General features: G+C 70.8%; 19 protein-coding genes and 2 tRNA genes. 4 read left to right on the top strand and 17 right to left on the bottom strand.

Features of this window, described 5'->3' with window-relative positions:
• Positions 1–57: 57 nt before the first annotated feature.
• Positions 58–828, bottom strand: coding sequence for a hypothetical protein (locus ABZ823_RS02115; protein ID WP_361652655.1), 771 nt, complete (start codon positions 826–828; stop codon positions 58–60).
• A 140-nt stretch (positions 829–968) separates the two neighbouring features.
• The gene (leuS, locus tag ABZ823_RS02110) at positions 969–3,851 is read right to left on the bottom strand and encodes a leucine--tRNA ligase (RefSeq protein WP_361652653.1); all 2,883 of its coding nucleotides are present in this window, start codon (positions 3,849–3,851) and stop codon (positions 969–971) included.
• Between the two features lie 474 nt (positions 3,852–4,325).
• On the opposite strand from leuS, the gene ABZ823_RS02105 reads away from it, so the two are divergent.
• Entirely contained in the window at positions 4,326–5,630 is a 1,305-nt protein-coding gene (locus ABZ823_RS02105) for a cytochrome b/b6 domain-containing protein (RefSeq protein ID WP_361652651.1), read from the top strand.
• Complete coding sequence (locus ABZ823_RS02100) at positions 5,631–7,247, top strand: NADH-ubiquinone oxidoreductase-F iron-sulfur binding region domain-containing protein (RefSeq protein WP_361652649.1); 1,617 nt, start codon at positions 5,631–5,633, stop codon at positions 7,245–7,247.
• A gap of 149 nt (positions 7,248–7,396) precedes the next feature.
• Here the strand turns inward: ABZ823_RS02100 and ABZ823_RS02095 are convergent.
• From ABZ823_RS02095 to ABZ823_RS02075, 5 genes are all read right to left on the bottom strand, one after another.
• Positions 7,397–7,469, bottom strand: a tRNA-Ala gene (locus tag ABZ823_RS02095).
• A 160-nt stretch (positions 7,470–7,629) separates the two neighbouring features.
• A complete protein-coding gene (locus ABZ823_RS02090) occupies positions 7,630–7,863 on the bottom strand; it encodes a hypothetical protein (protein ID WP_016643127.1) in 234 nt (77 codons plus the stop codon).
• 3 nt (positions 7,864–7,866) lie between these two features.
• Positions 7,867–8,040, bottom strand: a complete 174-nt coding sequence (locus ABZ823_RS02085) for a hypothetical protein (RefSeq protein WP_361652647.1) — start codon at positions 8,038–8,040, stop codon at positions 7,867–7,869.
• Positions 8,041–8,269: 229 nt separating this feature from the next.
• Entirely contained in the window at positions 8,270–8,593 is a 324-nt protein-coding gene (locus ABZ823_RS02080; protein ID WP_361652645.1) for a hypothetical protein, read from the bottom strand.
• Complete coding sequence (locus tag ABZ823_RS02075; protein ID WP_361652643.1) at positions 8,593–8,736, bottom strand: hypothetical protein; 144 nt, start codon at positions 8,734–8,736, stop codon at positions 8,593–8,595. The genes ABZ823_RS02080 and ABZ823_RS02075 overlap by 1 nt, the downstream gene beginning before the upstream one ends.
• A gap of 434 nt (positions 8,737–9,170) precedes the next feature.
• On the opposite strand from ABZ823_RS02075, the gene ABZ823_RS02070 reads away from it, so the two are divergent.
• A complete protein-coding gene (locus tag ABZ823_RS02070) occupies positions 9,171–9,623 on the top strand; it encodes a hypothetical protein (RefSeq protein WP_361652641.1) in 453 nt (150 codons plus the stop codon).
• 82 nt (positions 9,624–9,705) lie between these two features.
• Here ABZ823_RS02070 and ABZ823_RS02065 read toward each other — a convergent pair.
• The 7 genes from ABZ823_RS02065 to ABZ823_RS02035 all read right to left on the bottom strand — a co-directional run bounded on the left by ABZ823_RS02065 (position 9,706) and on the right by ABZ823_RS02035 (position 14,162).
• Positions 9,706–9,778 (bottom strand) — tRNA-Ala (locus tag ABZ823_RS02065).
• A gap of 94 nt (positions 9,779–9,872) precedes the next feature.
• Positions 9,873–10,541 carry a histidine phosphatase family protein gene (locus tag ABZ823_RS02060; protein WP_361652639.1) on the bottom strand — a complete coding sequence of 223 codons (669 nt, stop codon included), beginning with the start codon at positions 10,539–10,541 and terminating at the stop codon, positions 9,873–9,875.
• Positions 10,538–10,996 carry a ribosome silencing factor gene (gene rsfS, locus ABZ823_RS02055; protein WP_361652637.1) on the bottom strand — a complete coding sequence of 153 codons (459 nt, stop codon included), beginning with the start codon at positions 10,994–10,996 and terminating at the stop codon, positions 10,538–10,540. Before rsfS ends, ABZ823_RS02060 begins: the two co-directional genes overlap by 4 nt.
• A 108-nt stretch (positions 10,997–11,104) precedes the next feature.
• Complete coding sequence (locus ABZ823_RS02050) at positions 11,105–12,937, bottom strand: LytR C-terminal domain-containing protein (RefSeq protein WP_361652635.1); 1,833 nt, start codon at positions 12,935–12,937, stop codon at positions 11,105–11,107.
• Positions 12,938–12,953: 16 nt separating this feature from the next.
• Positions 12,954–13,616 (bottom strand): nicotinate-nucleotide adenylyltransferase, encoded by a 663-nt coding sequence (nadD, locus tag ABZ823_RS02045; RefSeq protein WP_361652633.1) that lies wholly within the window; start codon positions 13,614–13,616, stop codon positions 12,954–12,956.
• Positions 13,617–13,698: 82 nt separating this feature from the next.
• The gene (locus ABZ823_RS02040) at positions 13,699–13,857 is read right to left on the bottom strand and encodes a hypothetical protein (protein WP_361652631.1); all 159 of its coding nucleotides are present in this window, start codon (positions 13,855–13,857) and stop codon (positions 13,699–13,701) included.
• A gap of 152 nt (positions 13,858–14,009) precedes the next feature.
• On the bottom strand, positions 14,010–14,162 hold the full coding sequence (locus ABZ823_RS02035; protein ID WP_361652629.1) for a hypothetical protein: 153 nt from the start codon (positions 14,160–14,162) through the stop codon (positions 14,010–14,012).
• 214 nt (positions 14,163–14,376) lie between these two features.
• On the opposite strand from ABZ823_RS02035, the gene ABZ823_RS02030 reads away from it, so the two are divergent.
• Positions 14,377–15,546 carry a M48 family metallopeptidase gene (locus ABZ823_RS02030; RefSeq protein ID WP_361652627.1) on the top strand — a complete coding sequence of 390 codons (1,170 nt, stop codon included), beginning with the start codon at positions 14,377–14,379 and terminating at the stop codon, positions 15,544–15,546.
• Positions 15,547–15,712: 166 nt separating this feature from the next.
• Here the strand turns inward: ABZ823_RS02030 and ABZ823_RS02025 are convergent, their stop codons facing one another.
• The 3 genes from ABZ823_RS02025 to ABZ823_RS02015 all read right to left on the bottom strand — a co-directional run bounded on the left by ABZ823_RS02025 (position 15,713) and on the right by ABZ823_RS02015 (position 18,921).
• On the bottom strand, positions 15,713–16,780 hold the full coding sequence (locus ABZ823_RS02025) for a hypothetical protein (RefSeq protein ID WP_361652625.1): 1,068 nt from the start codon (positions 16,778–16,780) through the stop codon (positions 15,713–15,715).
• Positions 16,781–16,902: 122 nt separating this feature from the next.
• Complete coding sequence (locus ABZ823_RS02020; protein WP_361652623.1) at positions 16,903–17,541, bottom strand: hypothetical protein; 639 nt, start codon at positions 17,539–17,541, stop codon at positions 16,903–16,905.
• Positions 17,542–17,634: 93 nt separating this feature from the next.
• Positions 17,635–18,921: a glutamate-5-semialdehyde dehydrogenase gene (locus tag ABZ823_RS02015; RefSeq protein WP_361652621.1), complete on the bottom strand. Its 1,287-nt coding sequence runs from the start codon at positions 18,919–18,921 to the stop codon at positions 17,635–17,637.
• Positions 18,922–18,924: the final 3 nt, after the last annotated feature.

Here is an 18,924-nt window from a genome sequence, read left to right as displayed (position 1 = left end):
TGCCGGAACGCGCGGGTGGCAGCCCGGCCCCTCCTACCTGGTCGTGCCGTGGCGTCATCATGCGGTGTTCTCGGGTCGGGGCTTCCTCTGCCAGGGGTACACGGCCCGCTGTCCGGGCGGGGTGAGAGAGGGCCTGGACGGCCGGGACGACTCGCGCGCCGCTCGGGACTCGGGCGTCTCCGGCCAGGTCTGGCCGTCGGCGGCCGCGGCCTCGGGCGCCGGTGCCTCCGGCCAGGGCGCCGCGGCCGGCGTGGGCCGCTCCTTGGTCCAGTGACGCAACGCGCCCGCCTCCACGTCGATCTGCGCGCTCAGGGTGTCCAGGTCGTCGTCCGCGAACCGGCGGGCTCGGTCGTGTGCCGCCCAGCGCAGGGCGTCCGCGGACCGAGTGATCCGCTCGGTGCGCTCACGCAGTCCGGGCAGCCGTGAGACGAGCCTTCCCCTGTCCGGCTCGCTCTCCAGGCGTCGCAGCTCGGCGTCCAGTTCACGTCCGTGCGCACTCAGGCGCTCGAAGAGGCCCAGCGACTCCTTGAGGGACTCGTCCTCGGTGACACCCGCCTCCAGCGCGTCCTGTGTGACCCGCATGGACGTGCGCAGCGTCAGCCGGAGCTGGGCGAGTTCACCTGCCGGGCCCGGCTGGGCGAGGGTCCTGGCACGCAGGGTGGTGTCCTCCACCGTGCGCCGGGCCTGGGCGATCGTGCGGTCCACGCCGCGCTTGGCCGCGCCGACCGCCTTGACCGTCGCATAGATCCCGAGCACGGCGCACAGCAGGAACAGGAGCGCGATGACAGTCAAGACGGTTCCCACGACGCTCCTCCTCCGGCGGGCCATGGCGGTGGCTGCACCGCTTCTTCCACGGTAAACGCAGCGGGCAGGCCCAGGGTTCCGTCAGAACCCGAACCTGCCCGTAGGCGACTGCCCCGGCATCGGCGGATACTGCCTGCCGGGCCGATCGGACCGACCGGCGCGCATTACGCCGTGACGATGTTCACCAGCTTCGGCGCGCGCACGATCACCTTGCGGATCTCGGCGCCGCCCAGCGCCGCGACCACCTTCTCGTCGGCCAGCGCCACCTTCTCCAGCTCCTCATCGGAGATCGACGGAGGAACCTCCAGGCGCGCCTTCACCTTGCCCTTGACCTGGACCACGCAGGTCACGGTCTCGTCCACGACGTACGCCGGGTCGGCGACCGGGAAGTCCTGGTGGACGACCGAGCCGGTGTGGCCCAGCCTGCGCCACAGCTCCTCGGCGATGTGCGGGGCCAGCGGCGCGATCAGCAGCACCAGGGCGTCGGCGACCGAACGCGGCACCGCCCCGCCCGCCTTGGTCAGGTGGTTGTTCAGCTCGGTGATCTTGGCGATGGCCGTGTTGAACCGCAGACCTTCCAGGTCGTGGCGCACGCCGTCGATCGCCTTGTGCAGGGCACGCAGGGTGTCCTCGTCGGGCTCGGCGTCGGTGACGGTGACCTCGCCGGTGGCCTCGTCCACGATGTTGCGCCACAGCCGCTGAAGCAGCCGGAACTGGCCCACCACGGCCCGGGTGTCCCACGGCCGCGACACGTCCAGCGGACCCATCGCCATCTCGTACAGGCGCAGCGTGTCGGCACCGTACTCGGCGCAGATCTCGTCCGGAGTGACGGCGTTCTTCAGGGACTTGCCCATCTTGCCCAGCAGACGGCTGACCTTCTCGCCCTGGTAGTAGTACGCGCCGTCGCGCTCCTCCACCTCGGCGGCCGGCACCGCGATGCCGCGGCTGTCGCGGTAGACGTAGGCCTGGATCATGCCCTGGTTGAACAGCTTGTGGAACGGTTCGGCCGAGGAGACATAGCCCAGGTCGTACAGGACCTTGGACCAGAACCGCGCGTACAGCAGGTGCAGCACGGCGTGCTCGGCGCCGCCGACGTACAGGTCGACACCGCCGTGCGGCATGCCCTCGCGAGAGCCCATCCAGTAGCGCTCGATCTCCGGGTCGACCAGTTTCTCGTTGTTGTGCGGGTCCAGGTAGCGCAGCTCGTACCAGCAGGAACCGGCCCAGTTGGGCATGGTGTTGGTCTCGCGGCGGTACTTCTTCGGCCCGTCGCCCAGGTCCAGGGTGACGTTGACCCACTCCTCGTTGCGCGACAGCGGGGTCTCGGGCTGCGTGTCCGCGTCGTCCGGGTCGAAGGTGCGCGGCGAGTAGTCCTCGACCTCGGGGAGCTCCAGCGGCAGCATCGACTCGGGCAGCGCGTGGGCGACGCCGTCCTCGTCGTAGACGATCGGGAAGGGCTCGCCCCAGTAGCGCTGGCGGCTGAACAGCCAGTCACGCAGGCGGAAGTTGACGGTGCCCTGGCCGATGCCCTTGCGCTCCAGCCACTCGGTGATGCGCGCCTTGGCGTCGACGACGTTCAGGCCGTCCAGCGAAACGCCCTCACCGGAGGAGTTCACGATCTTCGCGTCGTACGCGACGAAGGCGTCGTCCCAGGTGGAGGGGTCGGTGCCGCGGCCGTCGGTGGGTTCGACGACACAGCGGACCGGCAGCTCGAAGGCGCGCGCGAAGGCGAAGTCGCGGCTGTCGTGCGCCGGGACTGCCATGATCGCGCCGGTGCCGTAGCCCATCAGCACATAGTCGGCGATGAAGACGGGGATCTTCTCGCCGCTGACCGGGTTGGTGGCGTACGCGCCCGTGAAGACGCCGGTCTTGTCCTTGGCCTCGGCCTGCCGCTCGACGTCGGACTTCGAGGCGGCCTGGGCGCGGTAGGCGGCGACGGCCTCGGCGGGCGTGGCATGGCCGCCGGTCCACACCTCGTGCGTGCCCTCCGGCCAGGCCTCGGGGGTGAACTTCTCGACCAGCGGGTGTTCGGGCGCCAGCACCATGTAGGTGGCGCCGAACAGGGTGTCCGGGCGCGTGGTGAAGATCGTGACGGCTTCGCCGTCGATCGGGAAGTCGACGCGGGCGCCCTCGGAGCGGCCGATCCAGTTGCGCTGCTGGAGCTTGATGGCCTCGGGCCAGTCCAGCTCGTCCAGGTCCTCCAGCAGCCGGTCGGCGTAGGCGGTGATGCGCATGTTCCACTGGCGCAGGTTGGCCTTGAAGACGGGGAAGTTGCCGCGTTCGGAGCGGCCGTCGGCGGTGACCTCCTCGTTCGCCAGGACGGTGCCCAGGCCGGGAGCCCAGTTGACGGGCGCGTCGGAGGCGTAGGCCAGGCGGTACTCGCTCAGGATGTCCGCGCGCTCGGTGACGCTCAGCTCGTTCCACGCGCGCGTGGTGCCCGGAATCGCGCGCTCACCCGACTCGAACTGGGCGATCAACGCGGAGATCGGGCGGGCCTTGCGGGCCTCCTCGTCGTACCAGGAGTTGAAGATCTGGACGAAGATCCACTGGGTCCACTTGTAGTAGTCCGGGTCGATCGTGGCGAACGACCGGCGCTTGTCGTGGCCCAGGCCCAGCCGGCGCAGCTGCGCCTTCATGTTCTCGATGTTGGCCTCGGTGGACACGCGCGGGTGCGTGCCGGTCTGCACGGCGTACTGCTCGGCGGGCAGGCCGAAGGCGTCGAAGCCCAGGGTGTGCAGGACGTTGTGGCCGGTCATGCGCTGGAACCGGGCGAAGACGTCGGTGGCGATGTAACCCAGGGGGTGGCCGACGTGCAGGCCCGCACCGGAGGGGTACGGGAACATGTCCATGATGTACTTCTTGGGCCGGGCCGCCAGTTCGGGGTCGCCGGCCAGGTCACCCTTGGGGTTCGGCGCCTCGTAGGTACCCTCGGCGTCCCAGAAGTCCTGCCAGCGTGCCTCGATCTCGGCAGCCATGGCGGCCGTGTAGCGGTGCGGCGCGGCCTCCGCCGACGCGGCGGCAGTGGCAGCGGGGTTCGTCTCGCTCATGATCCTCAAAGCTCCATCGATCGTCTCTGCCGGCGGCTGCGACATCCAAGAAACGAAAAATCCCCTCGCACAGGAGGGGACGCCGCGCCGATGCCGACCATCCGATGCACCGGTGGTCGGGACTGATCAGCGCGGCCCGCTAAGCAGAAGGCGTACGGCACGCATGACGTCAGGGTACCCCAGCGTCCGAGCGGGCCGCGACGGGCTTGATGGCGGCACACCCGGATGCGTGGGGACTGAACCCAACGAGGAGCGGATCCGTACTCAGTCTTCGACGGTCGAGTTGTGAAGGACTCGAAAAGCTGAACAAGGTTCAATTGTTACTTCGCGTAACGGCAGCTATTCGGACATCACAACCGCCCCGTTGCCCTCAGGTAACAACGCAATAACTCAAACCTCGTACCGCTCGGTTTGGAGCCCCTTTAGAGTGCGGCAGCGGGACCGCCTTCCCGAAACTGTTCGGAGTTGCCCCCCATGAACCCTCCACGTAGTAACAGCTCGCTTCCCAAGCCGGGCCGCTCGGCCTACGGCGTGGCGTCGGCTGTGGTACTGCTGCTCATACCCGTCATCGTGCTCGCCGGCGGAAACGCAGTCCGGGACTTCCTCAACTTCGGAGCGGGTGTCCTCTCGCTCGTCTCCCTCAGCTGCTCGGTGATCTGGGGGCTCGTCGCCCAGGACCGTATCTTCCTCAACATCCGCCAGCGGATCGTGGCGCAGGCCGTGCACCGGACGACCGCGGTGGCCTCGATCGCGTTCCTCCTGGTGCACATCACGGTCAAGCTGGCCCTCGACCACACCGTGCTGATCGCCGCGCTGATCCCCTTCAGCCTGGGCGTCAGCGGCTCGGCCGGACTCATCGGCCTCGGCTCCCTGGCGGGACTGCTCATGATCTTCGTGGGCGTCACCGGCGCCCTGCGCAGCAACTTCGCCTCCCCGGCGCCGGTCGCCGCGCGCTGGCGGGCGATGCACATGCTGGCCTACCCCGCATGGTGCGCCGCGCTGATCCACGGCCTGTACGCGGGACGCGCGGCGAAGCCGTTCTTCACGGTGTCGTACGAGCTGTGCCTGCTCGGGGTCATGGCGGCGCTGGGACTGCGCGCGGCCCCGCGCCCGTTCAAGCGGAAGGTGGCCGACCGCATCTTCGCGTTCATCGACACCGCCGACCGGCCGGGGCGCGGCGAGCTGGACGCCAGCCGTGCCCGCAACGCGGGGGCCGCGTCAGCCCTGGCGGGCTTCAAAACGGGCTCTGCGGGCCGCGGCGGCACCGACACGGGCCTGATCCCCCCGCAGCCCTCCGCGCCCCTCTACGAGGCCCCTCCGGCCCGCACCATGACCCCGGAGCCCGGCAACGGCTTCGCGGCCGCCTACCGGGTCGTCTCGGGCACCCCGCGCGCGCAGCGCCCGATGACGCCCGACGCCACCCAGCGCATGGACCTGCCCCTGGACATGCAGGCCACCGAGGCGATGCCCCGGGTCGACGGCGCGAACAGCACCTCCGGCAGCTGGCCGATCCCCTCGCCGCCGCCCGTCGGCGAGGCGCCGCCCTCCGCGTACGACCCCCTCCAGGACACCGGCTACACCATCCCGGCCTATGGCAATCCGGGATACAACGGGTACGGCGCGAGTGAGATGTACGACACGGGTGAGACGAACGCCGCCTACGGCACGTACAACTCGAACAACACGTACAACAGCGGTCCCGCGACGGAAACGCTTCCCGGCGCCTACGACACGCCGGGGGCCGGTGAACCCTGGAACGCGCCTTCCGGAGGCTTTTAAGTGAACGAGGCCCTGCCCGACGTCCCAGAGGTCCGCGTGGTCGGGCTTCCGCAGCTCACGTCGGGCTTCGACCTTGTCGAGAGACTCGACCTGCCGATGCACCTCAAGGTGCACGGCCCGCTCGAGCCGATGGGCGGCGAGCAGCTCGCACAGCTGGCCGAGCAGATCTCCCTGAAGGGGCGCGGCGGCGCCGGCTTCCCCTTCCACAAGAAGCTGCGGTCGGTCGCCGAGTCGGCGATCCGCCGTGGCATCCGGCCCGTGGTGGTCGTCAACGGAAGCGAGGACGAGCCGGCCTGCCGCAAGGACACGGTGCTGATCAACCGTGCCCCGCACCTCATCCTGGACGGCGCCCTCCTGGTCGCCGAGGCCCTCGGAGCGCGGCAGCTCGTAGTCGGCGTGACCCGGTCCTCCACCGAACGCTCGATGGAGCAGGCGCTGGCCGAGCGCGGACTGAGCGACCGGCGCGGCGCGCCCATACGCGCGCGCGTGCAGCGCAACCCGGTCCGCATGGTCACCGGCGCCGCGGCGTCTTTGATCCGTTCCATCGACGGCGGGCCGCCCATCCCGCCCGGACGCAAGACCAGCGCCTCACAGAGCGGCGTGGGCGGCGCACCCACCCTGCTGTCGAACGCCGAGACGTTCGCCCAGCTGGCGATCGCCGCGCGGATCGGCGCGGAGCGCTACTGCAACACCGGTCTGTACGACGAGCCCGGTACCGTCATGCTCACCGTCTCCGGTGCCGTCAACCGCCCCATGGTGATCGAGGTCCCCACGGGCGTGCCGTTGCGGTACGTGCTCCAGCTGGCCGGCGCCCCGCCGGCCCCGCAGGGCGTGCTGACCGGCGGTTACCACGGCAAGTGGATCGACGCGGTGACGGTCAACGAGGCGATCGTCTCGCGCAACTCCCTGGACGCCGTCGGCGGCTCGCTCGGCGCCGGCGCGATCCTCCCCATCAGCCAGGAGACCTGTCCGCTCGGGGAGTCCCTGCAAGTGGCCAAGTGGCTGGCCGAGGAGAGCGCGGGCCAGTGCGGCCCCTGCTACCTCGGACTGCCCGCCGCCGCTCGCGGCATGGAGGACATCCTCAACGGCGGTGGTCCGGCCGCCCTGGAGGCCCTCAAGCAGGTCGCCAAGGCCGTGAAGAGGCGTGGCGCCTGCTCCCACCCGGACGGCTCCGCGATGTTCCTCGAGTCGACCATCAAGGCGTTCACGGACGACCTGGCGGCCCACGTCCTCGGCAACGGCTGCGGCAGGCCCGTGGAGGGCGTGCTGCCGCTCTTCCAGGGCGGTCGCGCCCCCACGGGGATCCCGGGCGGCGGCCAGGCCGAGCCCGAGGCGGGCGCCAGCCGGCAGAAGATCTACGTCGACTGGACGCTGTGCCGCGGCCACGGCCTGTGCGCGGACATCCTCCCGGAGGTCTTCGAACTGGGGGCCGACGGCTTCCCGACGGTCGCCCAGGCGCCGGTGCCGCGGTACGCGGAGGCCAAGGCGCTGCGGGCCGTGCGCCGCTGCCCCGCGCTCGCGCTGCGGATCGAGGAGGACACCCGGTCCTCCGCGCCGGCCCGCAACAACCTCCCGGTGCTGTCACAGGGCCGCGGGCGCCGGGCGCTCGGCCGCTGAGGCAACGGCTCGGCCTCTGACCGAGACACCGACGGCGGGCCGCCCCGCTCGGGGCCGCCCGCCGTCGGTGTCTTTGTGCGCCGTACGCCTCTGCGGTCCCATACGACGAAGGCGGTCCATCCGATCGGATGGACCGCCTTCAATTCCTGTGGAGCTAAGGAGAATTGAACTCCTGACCTCCTGCATGCCATGCAGGCGCTCTACCAACTGAGCTATAGCCCCTTGCGGCCACGCGGCGGAGCCGCATGCTGACCGTGTCGCCCGGTTTCCCCGGCGGCGACGCCAACATTACACGGTCCACCGGGTGAAACACCAAATCGTTTCCGTGGGGCGCGTGGACGGCCCGCCCGAGGCCGTTTCCGCGCTCGCGGGGTGCCCCGGGTCAGGCCGTGGCGAACGAATAGAAGCGTTTGAGCGTGCAGTGCTCGTCGAGGAGGCGGCCGTAGATCGGCTCGCCCTCCAGCTCCCGGTAGGTCTCGATCGGGTCGCCTTTTATGATCAGCGCCCTTGCGCATTCCTCGCACCAGTACTGGTAGTCCGGGTTGACCGGTTCCATGTCCCGGACGATCGGAGTACCGCTACCGCACCAGTCGCACTTCCGCCTGTGTGCACCCATCGATCAGCTCCAGCTGTGGCCGCAGGCCGTGCACACGTAGGAGATGCCGCCGTTGTCGCCGAGGACCTGGGCGACGTGGGACGAGCCGCAGGAAGGACAGTCGAGGAGGGTGGCTTTCCGACGTGTCACCGCCACTGCGAGGAGATCGTGGACCTCCCCGCGGATGCTCGCAGGCATCACTACTCCCTCCCGTCGGGCGGCGCCCCCTTCCGGCCGTTTGATTCTGCCACGGCCGGAGCAATACGGTCAGCGACGCCTTCGTACCAGTCCGGACACGGCCCCCGGCGTGACCGTCGCGGCCAGCGCGTGCCTGCACAGGGGGAGCGCATCCGAAGAGGTATACGCCCTCGGGGCCCAAGTGACTCAAGCCGGTTCAAGGACAGTGTGCCGAAGACCGCGGCACCGATCAGCTGACCGAGCTGGGCACGCCGACCGCGGAGAGCGCGGAGATCACCGCGGAGGCGGCGAGGTACAGCCAGGGCCACGGCGGCCGGTCCTCCTGCCGGCCGAGCAGGAGCGGCACGGTCAGCGGCGAGACGGCGGCTCCGAGCAGCATCGGCGGGCGCGTCCAGACCACGCGGACGTCCGAGGCCGTCGGCGCCGTCGCGCGGCAGGACGCGCCGCCCCCGAGCACCGGCCCGGCGGCCGCGCCGGTGGCCCGAGGACGGCCGGGAACCCGCCGAGTGCCGTCGCTCTCGCCCGCGCCTCGCCGGTGGAGATGACGCTCCATCAGGCCGGGGACCCCTCGATCGTCACGACCGGCCTGCCCGGCTCCTGCACCAGCCGGAAAGCGATCAACTGCCCGGAATGCGCGGCGAGTCCGCACGCCTGCGAGGCCGCCGTGACCAGCCGAGGGGCCGAGTGGCGCATCACTGATCATCGGTACGGCACAGGTGATGGCGTATCCGGCGACCACCAACCTCGGCCCGGCGCCACCCGCGTGGAGCCGGGAACCGATCGTGGGACCGCCACGTTCACGGTGAAGACGTCGGGCAGGGCCATGAACCGCGCGGTGGGCACGACCGCCGGCAGTCGGCCGGGGCGATTGTCAGTGGCGGGGGTTTTACTGGTCACAGGTCGGGGCGCGGGATGCGGATCCGGGACTCGCAGGACTTGTCGTCGTCATGCCGCAGAGCCTGGCGACGGCTGGATACAGGTGACGAGAGCCCGTCGATGCTGGTGCGGCCAGCGTCTGGCAGCGACGGCTCTTGTATCGACCACGGACGACGGGGGACATGATGACGAGGACGACGACACAACGCCGCAGGCCGGAGCCGGCCGTCTTCCCGCGCGGCAGGCGGGCCAGGGTGACGCCTGACGAGGTGGGCATGCCGCCGGGGCTGCGGTGCCGGGCGCCGGGCCCGCGCCGGGAGGAGGTGGCGCGGCTCTCCGGCGTGGGCGTCAGCTGGTACGCCCGGCTCGGAGCGGGGCCGCCCGATCAGGGCCTCCCCGCAGGGCCTGGCGCAGCGGACCGGCCCGGACATCCAGACCCTCATCGGCGCCCCCGGCCCCATCCGGCGGTCGTCTGCCACCGGCCCTACGACGTCCTGGCCAACGATCCCGCCGACCGCGCCCTCTTCCCGGGCCCCGTGATCCCGGAGATCCGGGCCGCGAACGAGCGGTGGGCGAGCGGCGAGGTGATACCGCCCGGACCGCGGGCGAAGACACAAGGCGGTGCCGCCGCCAACGCCGAGGCGGCGGCTGCGCTCGCCGTCCGGCGTGGCACCGGCGGAGGTGAGGTGAGGCGCCTCACCCACTGAGAAATCCGCCATGAAAAAATCCCGCCACTCGCGGGACGGGATCTTCTGTACCGATCTTTGACAACTCAAGAGTGTCGATCCGTGGAGCTAAGGAGAATTGAACTCCTGACCTCCTGCATGCCATGCAGGCGCTCTACCAACTGAGCTATAGCCCCTGGCGTTCTTCCCGCTCGGCGGGGCGAACAAGAAGAACTTTAGCCTGCGACCTGCCGGAAAGTGAAATCCGGGCCCGCACCTGGTGAGGAGGTGTCAGTCGTCGTCGCCGAGGACCGGTTCCGGCAGTGTGCCCGCGTTGTGCTCCAGGAGGCGCCAGCCACGCACGCCTTCGCCGAGGACCGACCAGCAACAGTTGGAGAGACCGCCGAGGCTCTCCCAGTGGCGGGCCTCCAGGCCGAGCAGCCGGCCGATGGTGGTGCGGATCGTGCCGCCGTGGCTGACCACCACGAGGGTGCCGTCCTCGGGGAGCTTCTCGGCATGCCGCAGCACCACCGGGGCGGCGCGGTCGGCTACCTCGGTCTCCAGTTCGCCGCCGCCGCGGCGCACGGGCTCACCGCGCTTCCAGGCGGCGTACTCCTCGCCGTACCGGGCGATGATCTCCTCGTGGGTCAGCCCCTGCCAGACGCCCGCGTACGTCTCGCGCAGGCCCTCGTCGAGGGTGACCTCCAGGCCGGTGAGGGCGGCCAGCTCGGCGGCGGTGTCGGCGGCTCGCCTGAGGTCGGAGGCGACGATGGCGTCCGGCTTCAGGGAGGCGAGCAGACGGGCGGCGCGGCGGGCCTGGCCGATGCCGGTCTCGGTCAGCTCGACGTCCGTGGAGCCCTGGAAGCGGCGCTCCACGTTCCACGACGTCTGGCCGTGGCGCCACAGGATGAGGCGGCGGCCCCGGCCCTTCCTCCCGGCCTCGGCGCCCGGGGCGGTCACCGCAGCTCCCCGCCCAGCTCGGCGTTCAGCCCGGCGGCGTCCCCGGCGGCCTGCAGCCGGGCGTGCTCCTCGGCCTTGCCGCGGGTGGCCGTGGCGTCGGCGGGCAGCTCCAGCTCGGGGCAGTCCTTCCACAGCCGCTCCAGGGCGTAGAAGACGCGCTCCTCGCTGTGCTGCACATGCACGACGATGTCGACGTAGTCCAGCAGGACCCAGCGGGCCTCGCGGTCGCCCTCGCGGCGCACCGGCTTGGCACCGAGTTCCTTGAGCAGCCGCTCCTCGATCTCGTCGACGATCGACTTGACCTGGCGGTCGTTGGGCGCGGAGGCCAGCAGGAAGGCGTCCGTGATCGACAGCACCTCGCTGACGTCGTAGGCGATGATGTCGTGCGCGAGCTTGTCGGCGGCCGCCTGAGCGGCGGTGTTGATGAGCTCGAGAGAGCGGTCCGTGGCGGTCACTACGAGGCTTTCGGTCGGCGGTCAGTGATACCTCAAGGGTCTCACGGACCGCCGACGGCACCCCATGTGATTAACGGGGCACTCCCCGCGCCCGGCGTGTGGCCCGCGTCACGAGCTCGCCTTGAAATTCTGGCCGAGTACGACGGAGACGTTGGCGTTCGAGGTGACCTTGCCCTTCTGCACGGCGCTGGTGGGCAGGCCCAGGGTCTTGGTGACCTCGATCGCGTTCTCCTTGTCGCCGTCGTCGGCGTACGTGACCCGGGACGCAGTCTGGGCGGCTGCGGTGCCGGCGTCGATGAAGGTGTAGCCGCCGTTGACGAGGACGACACGGGCCTGCTCCGCGGCGCCCTTGGAGCCGGTGGCGTTCTGGATGCCGACCCGCACGGCGTCGCCGGCCTGGGGGCTCTTCACCGTGCCCCCGAGCAGGGTCTTGACCACGGAGTCGGTGGCCTTGTCGCCGACGTTGCCGTCGGACCCGACCGGCAGCAGTGCGGTCTTGTAGGCGCCTTCCTTGGCGCGGTCGGCGAGTTTGGCGAGGAAGCTGCCGAGGTCCTTGTCGTTCAGGGGCGGGTCGAGGATCTGGGCGAGCGTCTGCACGGTGGTGGTCGCGGCCTGCGGGTCCGAGGACAACTTGCGCAGCACGCCCTGCATCACCTGGCCGAACCGCTCCAGCTGGGCGTCCTGGGACTCGCCGGGGGCACGGTAGGTGGCGTAGGCGACGGCCATCTTGCCGCTGAGGGTCTGGCTCTGCCCCTTGTGCACGAGGGGGGAGCCGCCCTTCTTCTTGTCCGGGTCGGGGACGTCGGTGTCGGTGGTGACCTCGATGTTGCCGACGAGTTCGACGAGGTTGTTGAGGTAGGGGGTGTCGAGACGCCAGGAGCCCTCGATCCTGGTGCCCAGGACGGAGTCGATGGCGTCGCTCGTGCCGGAGGAGCCGTCGTCGGCGACCGATTTGGCGAGGGTGGTCGTGGTGCCGTCGTCGGAGGTCAGCGCGAGGGAGTTGGGGAGCAGGACGGTGGCGCCCTGTTTGATGGTGGTGTTGTCGACGAGCAGCGCGGTGGAGGTGCCGCCGCCCTTGGTGTTGTGCAGGTGGACGACGAGCACATCGCGGTTCTGGGCGCCCGTGGCCGTGGTCGTGGCGGACTTGCCGCCGGAGGAGGTGCCGGGCAGCTTGCCCGCGTACCAGAGGTAGCCGGCGCCGCCGACGGCCGCGAGGGCGAGGACCACGACGAGGGCGACGATCCGGCTGCGGGCGCGGCGCTTGGCCTCCTCGCGGCGCTCGGTGCGGTTCTCGGTGAACTTCAGCCAGTCGATGACGTCTTCGGAGTCGCCGTCGGGCTCCTCTACGAAGGCGAACTGCTCGGTGCGGTAGTCGCGGTCGCCGTGCGGCGCCCCCGGGGCCCTCCCGCTCCGTCCCGTCTCGTCGCCGTCGGCGAAACCGGCCGGGTCGTCGGCGTGCGCGGGCCCTCTGTCGTCCGGGCCCGCCTGCTGGGGGATGTAGGCCGTCGGTTCACCAACGCGGGGCTGCTGTCCGCTCGTTGATGTCCGGCCGTACGGGTCGTAGCCGCCAGCCGTGGTGGTGCCGTACGGGGCGTAGGGGTCGTACGAGGCGGTAGGGGGCCGGGTGCCGGTGTCGTGGGAGGACACGGGCTGCTGCTGACCGGTGTGGTACGGCGGCGCGGGCTGCTGCTGACCGGTGTGGTACGGCGGCGCGGGCTGCTGCTGACCGGTGGGATACGGCGGCGCGGGCTGCTGCCGGCCGTTCGCATAGGGGTCGTAGCCGTAGCCCTGGGACTGCTGGGGCTGTTGCGTGCCGTAGGGGTCGTGGTCCTGCGGGGTGCGCTGCGCCGGCACCTGCCGGTACACAGGCTGCCCGAACTCGTCGTAACCGACGAGTTCGTACGGGTCGCTGCCCGTGTACCCGTCGTATCGGTCGTTCACCGGTGCCCCTCTCGGCTCACTCGCCGCGGTACAGCTGCCGTTTGTCGATGTAGCGCACCACACCGTCCGGCACCAGATACCAGACGGGTTCGCCCTTGGCGACTCTCGCACGGCAGTCTGTGGACGAGATGGCCAGCGCGGGAACCTCGACCAGCGAGACGCCACCCTCGGGAAGACCGGGGTCGGCCAGGGTGTGGCCGGGGCGGGTCACGCCGATGAAGTGTGCGAGGGAGAACAACTCGTCCGTGTAGCGCCAGGTGAGGATCTGGCTGAGCGCGTCGGCGCCGGTGATGAAGAAGAGGTCGGTGTCGGGGTTCAGGGCCTTCAGATCACGCAGGGTGTCCGTGGTGTAGGTGGGGCCGCCGCGGTCGATGTCGATGCGGCTGACCGAGAACTGGGGGTTCTCGGCGGTCGCGATGACCGTCATCAGATAGCGGTCCTCGGCCGCGGAGACCTTGCGGTCCGTCTTCTGCCACGGCTGGCCGGTGGGAACGAACACCACCTCGTCGAGGTGGAACTGCGCGGCGACCTCGCTGGCCGCGACGAGGTGCCCGTGGTGGATCGGGTCAAACGTCCCGCCCATGACGCCGAGGCGGCGTTTGCCGGGGTTCGACGGCCCGTTCCCGGGGCCGGTTCGCGTGCCCTTCGCCGGACCGGTGGGCATGTGCTGCTCTCCCATGCGTGCAGACCCTACCGGCCCGACCGGGGGCAACCGGCCGACAGGTCCCCGCGGGCGGCCGGGACCGGGCCCCGTGCCGGACTCAGCGGTCGCGGTTGAAGCGGGTGGTGATCCACAGCAGCAGCAGCAGGATGACGAGGGCGCCGCCGCCCGTCATGAAGGGGCTGATGCTCGCGTGGCGCTCGGTCTCGCCGCCCTCGGCGAGGGTGGCCAACTGGGCAGCGGTGCTGTGGAAGCTCATCTTCGGCAGAACCTATCCGGTGTGGGCGGAATAAAGACGTCGCCTCATCGTATGCGGGGGCCGTCACGCCGATCACCCCGACTCCGCCGTTTCACGCCGACTCCGCCGCCACGGAGGGCCGTGGCGGGACGGAGGCCGTCCGCATCCGCTGGTCACTTGCGCCTGTAGCCGCTCAGCAGGAACCACGCGGCCAGGACGCAGCCGACGACCATCACGATCAGCACGACGCGGAGCAGGTTGCCCGTGCCCTGTCGATCGGCGGCCAGTGCGGCCTCGGCGAGCCAGGTGGCGGACATGTGCTCCATGGGATCACTCCTTGTGGTGTGCTGCCCTGCCACGGTATCTCCGCCTAGGCTGGACCCCGCTTCGGGGCACACGGATCGCCGCTCACCGGGTGATGGTCCACGGAGCGGTGACCCAATGATCGATCGCAGATCGAGCGCAGGTACATCACAGATCCATGGCCGGCACTTCGCGGCTCCATCGCGCGGTGAGCCATCAAAAAACATGGGGGAACACATGTCCGACGACGGTCTTGAGCAGAACGCTTCCGACAACGGGCACGGCGTGCCGAGCAGGCGGCGCAGGCGCTTTCCGGGGATCTCCTCGCGGGCGTACGAACACCCGGCGGACCGTTCGGCCCTGGTGGCCCTGCGCCGGCTCAGCGGTTTCGACACGGTCTTCAAGGCGCTCAGCGGTCTGCTGCCCGAGCGGAGCCTGCGGCTGCTGTTCCTCTCCGACTCGGTCCGGGTCTCGGACGCGCAGTTCGCCCACCTCAACGACATGCTGCGGGACGCCTGTTACATCCTGGACGTCGAGAAGGTCCCGCCGATGTACGTCACACAGGATCCGCAGCCGAACGCGATGTGCATCGGCCTGGACGAGCCGATCATCGTCGTGACCACCGGGCTCGTGGAGCTGCTGGACGAGGAGGAGATGCGGGCGGTCGTCGGCCACGAGGTGGGGCACGCCCTGTCCGGCCACGCCGTCTACCGGACGATCCTGCTGTTCCTGACCAGCCTCGCCGTCCGGGTCGCGTGGATCCCGCTGGGCAATCTCGCGATCATGGCGATCGTGACCGCGCTGCGGGAGTGGTTCCGCAAGTCGGAGCTGTCGGCCGACCGGGCCGGGCTGCTGGTCGGGCAGGATCTGAGGGCCTCGATGCGCGGGCTGATGAAGATCGCGGGCGGGAACCATCTGCACGAGATGAACGTGGACGCGTTCCTGGAGCAGGCCGAGGAGTACGAGGCCGGGGGCGACCTGCGCGACTCCGTGCTGAAGATCCTGAACGTCCTGCCGCGTACGCATCCCTTCGCGGCGGTGCGCGCCGCCGAGCTGAAGGAATGGGCCGGCTCCCGCGACCACCAGCGGATCATGGACGGTCACTACCCGCGGCGCAGCGAGGACAAGGACACCTCGGTCTCGGACTCCTTCCGGCAGTCGGCGGCCCACTACGCCAACGATGTGAAGCAGTCCAAGGACCCGCTGATGAAGCTAGTCAGCGACATAGCGGACGGCGCGGGCGATCTCGGGGGCCGGGTGCGGCGGGGCTTCGCGGGCTTCACCAGCGGCTCCCCCAAGGACTCACCGCGCGACCACGGGGACAGCCGCCCCGGCGACAGCCCCTCCGGCGACACCCGCCCGAGCGAGGGTCATCCGGACGACGACGCCCCCGAGAGCAAGGGCTGAGACTCCGCGGCTCGGCTCCCGGGCGCGTCCCACCGGAGGTGACCGGACCGCGTCCGCCAAGATGCCTCAGCGGCCGCCTGGGGCGCCCGGCCGCATTGCCCGGGGTCGGGGCCGGGGCGCCGGCCGCCGGCCGGGCTCCTGGGCGCCGGCAAGGGCTCCCGCGGCGTCAGATCTTCGGTTCCGCGTTGGACGACAGGGTGCCGCACAGGGCCGTGGCGTTGTCCGTCGCGTACGGATCCGTACCGGCGGGTCCGCCCGCCTTGGCGGTCTGCCCCGCGAGCAGTGGACGCAGGTGGTCCGCGGTGTCGTCGGCGCAGGCGAGCGGGCCCGCCTGAACGTAGGAGGCGAGCAGCTCGGCCTGGTGCATCCGCAGGTCGTCGCGGTTGAAGCGGAAGGTCAGCTCCCGCCGGACGGTGAACAGGGAGGCCTTCGCCTTCGCATCGGAGCCGGTCGGCTTCAGCGCGTAGACCAGGGTGTGGTCGGCCGTGACCTCCAGCGCGTCGGAGCTGGACTCCGCCACGTCCAGCGTGCCCTGGACGCGGATCTGGCGGTCGGCCAGCCGTACCTGTGACGGGTCGAAGCGGACGAGCCAGCCGGTGGGCGAGTGCCGCCCGTCCGCGGCCGGGCGGTAGAAGCTCTGGTCGAACTGTGCGAGCTGTTCCGGGTCGACCAGGACGCGTACCGAGCGCACGGCGTCGCCGGTGAGGACGTCCTCGTCGAGCGCGGACGCGACGAGATAGTCCTTCGCGGTGGTGACGGCGGCGACGACCTGGCTCTCGGAGAAGTGCGCGGTGCGCCGGGTCGCGGGCAGGGTGAAGCCCTTGGCGCCGATGCGGAACTGGGCGGCGGGGCTGTGCGCGTACAGCGCCTCGGGGTCCGTCGAGCCGGGCACGGCGGACTGGGGAGCCAGTGGTATCACCGTCATCCGCAGCGGCTCGGCGAGCTGGGCGTTGGGCGCCTGGTAGGAGTGGCGCACTCCCATGTAGATGGCGGTGCCGAAGGCGAGCGCTATGAGCAGCACGAGGATCAGCGCCTGCCGGGACAGTCCGCGGTGCAGCGCCGGGCGGCGGCGTACGGCCGGGGCGTGGTCGGCCATCCGCTCCCGTGCGGAGTACTCCTGGAGGCGGGCAGCCCGGACGAACGACTCGTCGAACACGACGGATCGGTACTCGTCCTCGCCACCGCCGGGAGCACCCTCGGGCGTCCCCTCAGGTGGGTCTCCAGGCCCGCCCATACCTTCAGGGTAGGTCTCCCGGAGCCCGGGTAAACGCCCTGGTACACGACAACTTCTGACAGGTTCTCACCAGGTTTTCGAACGGATGTCGAAAGAACGCCGACCGCCGTTGCGTGGAGCCCTCAGGGCGTCCGGGGCACGGCCGAGAACACGGGAGGCGAGGTGTCCGCCGAGGCCGAGGGGCGCGTGCCGGCGTTTGTCTCCTGGCCCTGCTCCAGACCCGTGCTGGCGGGCGGCGGGATCTCCTGCCGGTCCGAGGAACCGCCCCGGTAGACCGCGGTGAAGGCCAGCGCGACCATGCCTATGCCCATCACGAGGGCGAGCATCCAGGCGACCGGGCGGTGCCAGCGGGCGCCCTTGCGGTAGGGCCCGCCCCAGGCGCCCGGGGTGCCGTGGCGGCCCTCCAGGACCTCCGTGTCATCCAGGTCGTCCAGATCCCGGTGGCGGCGGAATTCGCCGTCCTCGTCGGGACCGAAGCCGTCCTCGTAGAAGTCGTCGTCACCCCGTCTGCCCCGGCGGTGCGCCCGGCGGGCCTCGGCCTCCTGGGCCTCGGCGCGGGCCTGCGCCGCGGCGAGGAGTCTTTCCACGGCCGTCGGTTCATGGACCACGGCCGCCCGCACGAAGGCCTCGTCGAAGACCACGGAGGCGAACTCTTCGTCCCTGCCTCCGCGGTCGCGGTCGTCGTCGGGCTCCCGGCCGTCAGCGAACGGCGTGCCCCCCACGTCCTCCGGCACGGATCCAGAGTAGACCTGGGGGGTCAATTTGGGCAGACGGTAAGGAAATTCATCCACCTGGTGGGACGGGTTCCACAGGTGGTTGCCAGCGGCGACGGACAGCCTCCCCTGAGCGCCCGCTCAGCGCCGTACGTGCCCGTCACCGGTGACGATGTACTTGGTGCTGGTCAGCTCCGGCAGGCCCATGGGGCCCCTCGCGTGCAGCTTCTGCGTGGAGATGCCGATCTCCGCGCCGAAGCCGAACTGACCGCCGTCCGTGAAGCGCGTCGAGGCGTTCACGGCGACCGTGGTCGAGTCGACCAGTCGGGTGAACCGGCGGGCGGCCTGCTGCGAGGTGGTGACGATCGCCTCGGTGTGACCGGAGCTCCACAGCCGGATGTGCTGCACGGCCTTGTCCAGGGAGTCCACGACCGCGGCGGCGATGTCGTAGGAGAGGTACTCGGTGTCCCAGTCCTCCGGCGTGGCCTCCACCACCGTGGCCCGGGAGCCCTTGGCGAAGGCCAGCACCCGCTCGTCGGCGTGGACGGTGACTCCCGCGTCCGCGAGCGCGTCCAGGGCGCGCGGCAGGAACTCGGGGGCGATGTCCTGGTGGACGAGGAGCGTCTCGGCGGCGTTGCAGACGCTCGGCCGCTGCGCCTTGGAGTTGATCAGGATGTCGACCGCCATGTCGATGTCGGCCTGGGCGTCGACGTAGACGTGGCAGTTGCCGGTGCCGGTCTCGATCACCGGGACCGTGGACTCCTCCACCACGGTGCGGATCAGGGAGGCGCCACCGCGCGGGATGAGCACGTCGACCAGTCCCCGGGCGCGCATCAGCTCGCGCACCGACTCGCGGCTCTCCCCGGGCACGAGCTGGACGGCGTCGGCCGGCAGGCCGGCGCCGCCCACCGCGTCGCGCAGGACGCGTACGAGGGCGGCGTTCGACTCGTAAGCGGAGGAGGAGCCACGCAGCAGCACCGCGTTCCCGGACTTCAGGCACAGGGCGGCGGCGTCCACCGTCACATTCGGCCGGGCCTCGTAGATGATGCCCACGACGCCGAGCGGGACCCGGACCTGGCGCAGGTCGATGCCGTTGGGGAGGGTGGAACCGCGGACGACCTCCCCGACCGGGTCGGGCAGGGCGGCGACGTCCCGCACGTCGGAGGCGATGGCGCGGATCCGCTCGGGCGTGAGGGTGAGCCGGTCGACGATCGCCTCGCCGGTGCCGGCCTCGCGGGCCTTGGCGACGTCCTTGGCGTTGGCCTCGACGATCTCACTCGTACGGACTTCCAGCGCGTCCGCGATCGCGAGCAGCGCATCGTCCTTCTCGGCCCGGGGCAGCGGCGCGAGGTCGTCGGCGGCGGCCCGGGCGCGGTAGGCGGCCTGGGCGACCGGGGACATGGAGTCGTACGGCGAGAGCGTGGTCATGGG

It is taken from the genome of Streptomyces sp. NPDC047079, assembly GCF_040643755.1.
GTDB lineage: Bacteria > Actinomycetota > Actinomycetes > Streptomycetales > Streptomycetaceae > Streptomyces.
This window is presented reverse-complemented; position numbering and strand designations above follow the sequence as displayed.

What these genes read in the sequence shown, in the direction of transcription:
- ABZ823_RS02115 (WP_361652655.1), bottom strand. Translation starts at nt 828, where the DNA reads ATGGCCCGCCGGAGGAGGAGCGTCGTGGGAACCGTCTTGACTGTCATC.
- leuS (WP_361652653.1), bottom strand. Translation starts at nt 3,851, where the DNA reads ATGAGCGAGACGAACCCCGCTGCCACTGCCGCCGCGTCGGCGGAGGCC.
- ABZ823_RS02105 (WP_361652651.1), top strand. Translation starts at nt 4,326, where the DNA reads ATGAACCCTCCACGTAGTAACAGCTCGCTTCCCAAGCCGGGCCGCTCG.
- ABZ823_RS02090 (WP_016643127.1), bottom strand. Translation starts at nt 7,863, where the DNA reads ATGGGTGCACACAGGCGGAAGTGCGACTGGTGCGGTAGCGGTACTCCG.
- ABZ823_RS02085 (WP_361652647.1), bottom strand. Translation starts at nt 8,040, where the DNA reads ATGCCTGCGAGCATCCGCGGGGAGGTCCACGATCTCCTCGCAGTGGCG.
- ABZ823_RS02080 (WP_361652645.1), bottom strand. Translation starts at nt 8,593, where the DNA reads ATGGAGCGTCATCTCCACCGGCGAGGCGCGGGCGAGAGCGACGGCACT.
- nadD (WP_361652633.1), bottom strand. Translation starts at nt 13,616, where the DNA reads ATGGGAGAGCAGCACATGCCCACCGGTCCGGCGAAGGGCACGCGAACC.
- ABZ823_RS02040 (WP_361652631.1), bottom strand. Translation starts at nt 13,857, where the DNA reads ATGAGCTTCCACAGCACCGCTGCCCAGTTGGCCACCCTCGCCGAGGGC.
- ABZ823_RS02035 (WP_361652629.1), bottom strand. Translation starts at nt 14,162, where the DNA reads ATGGAGCACATGTCCGCCACCTGGCTCGCCGAGGCCGCACTGGCCGCC.
- ABZ823_RS02030 (WP_361652627.1), top strand. Translation starts at nt 14,377, where the DNA reads ATGTCCGACGACGGTCTTGAGCAGAACGCTTCCGACAACGGGCACGGC.
- ABZ823_RS02025 (WP_361652625.1), bottom strand. Translation starts at nt 16,780, where the DNA reads ATGGGCGGGCCTGGAGACCCACCTGAGGGGACGCCCGAGGGTGCTCCC.
- ABZ823_RS02015 (WP_361652621.1), bottom strand. Translation starts at nt 18,921, where the DNA reads ATGACCACGCTCTCGCCGTACGACTCCATGTCCCCGGTCGCCCAGGCC.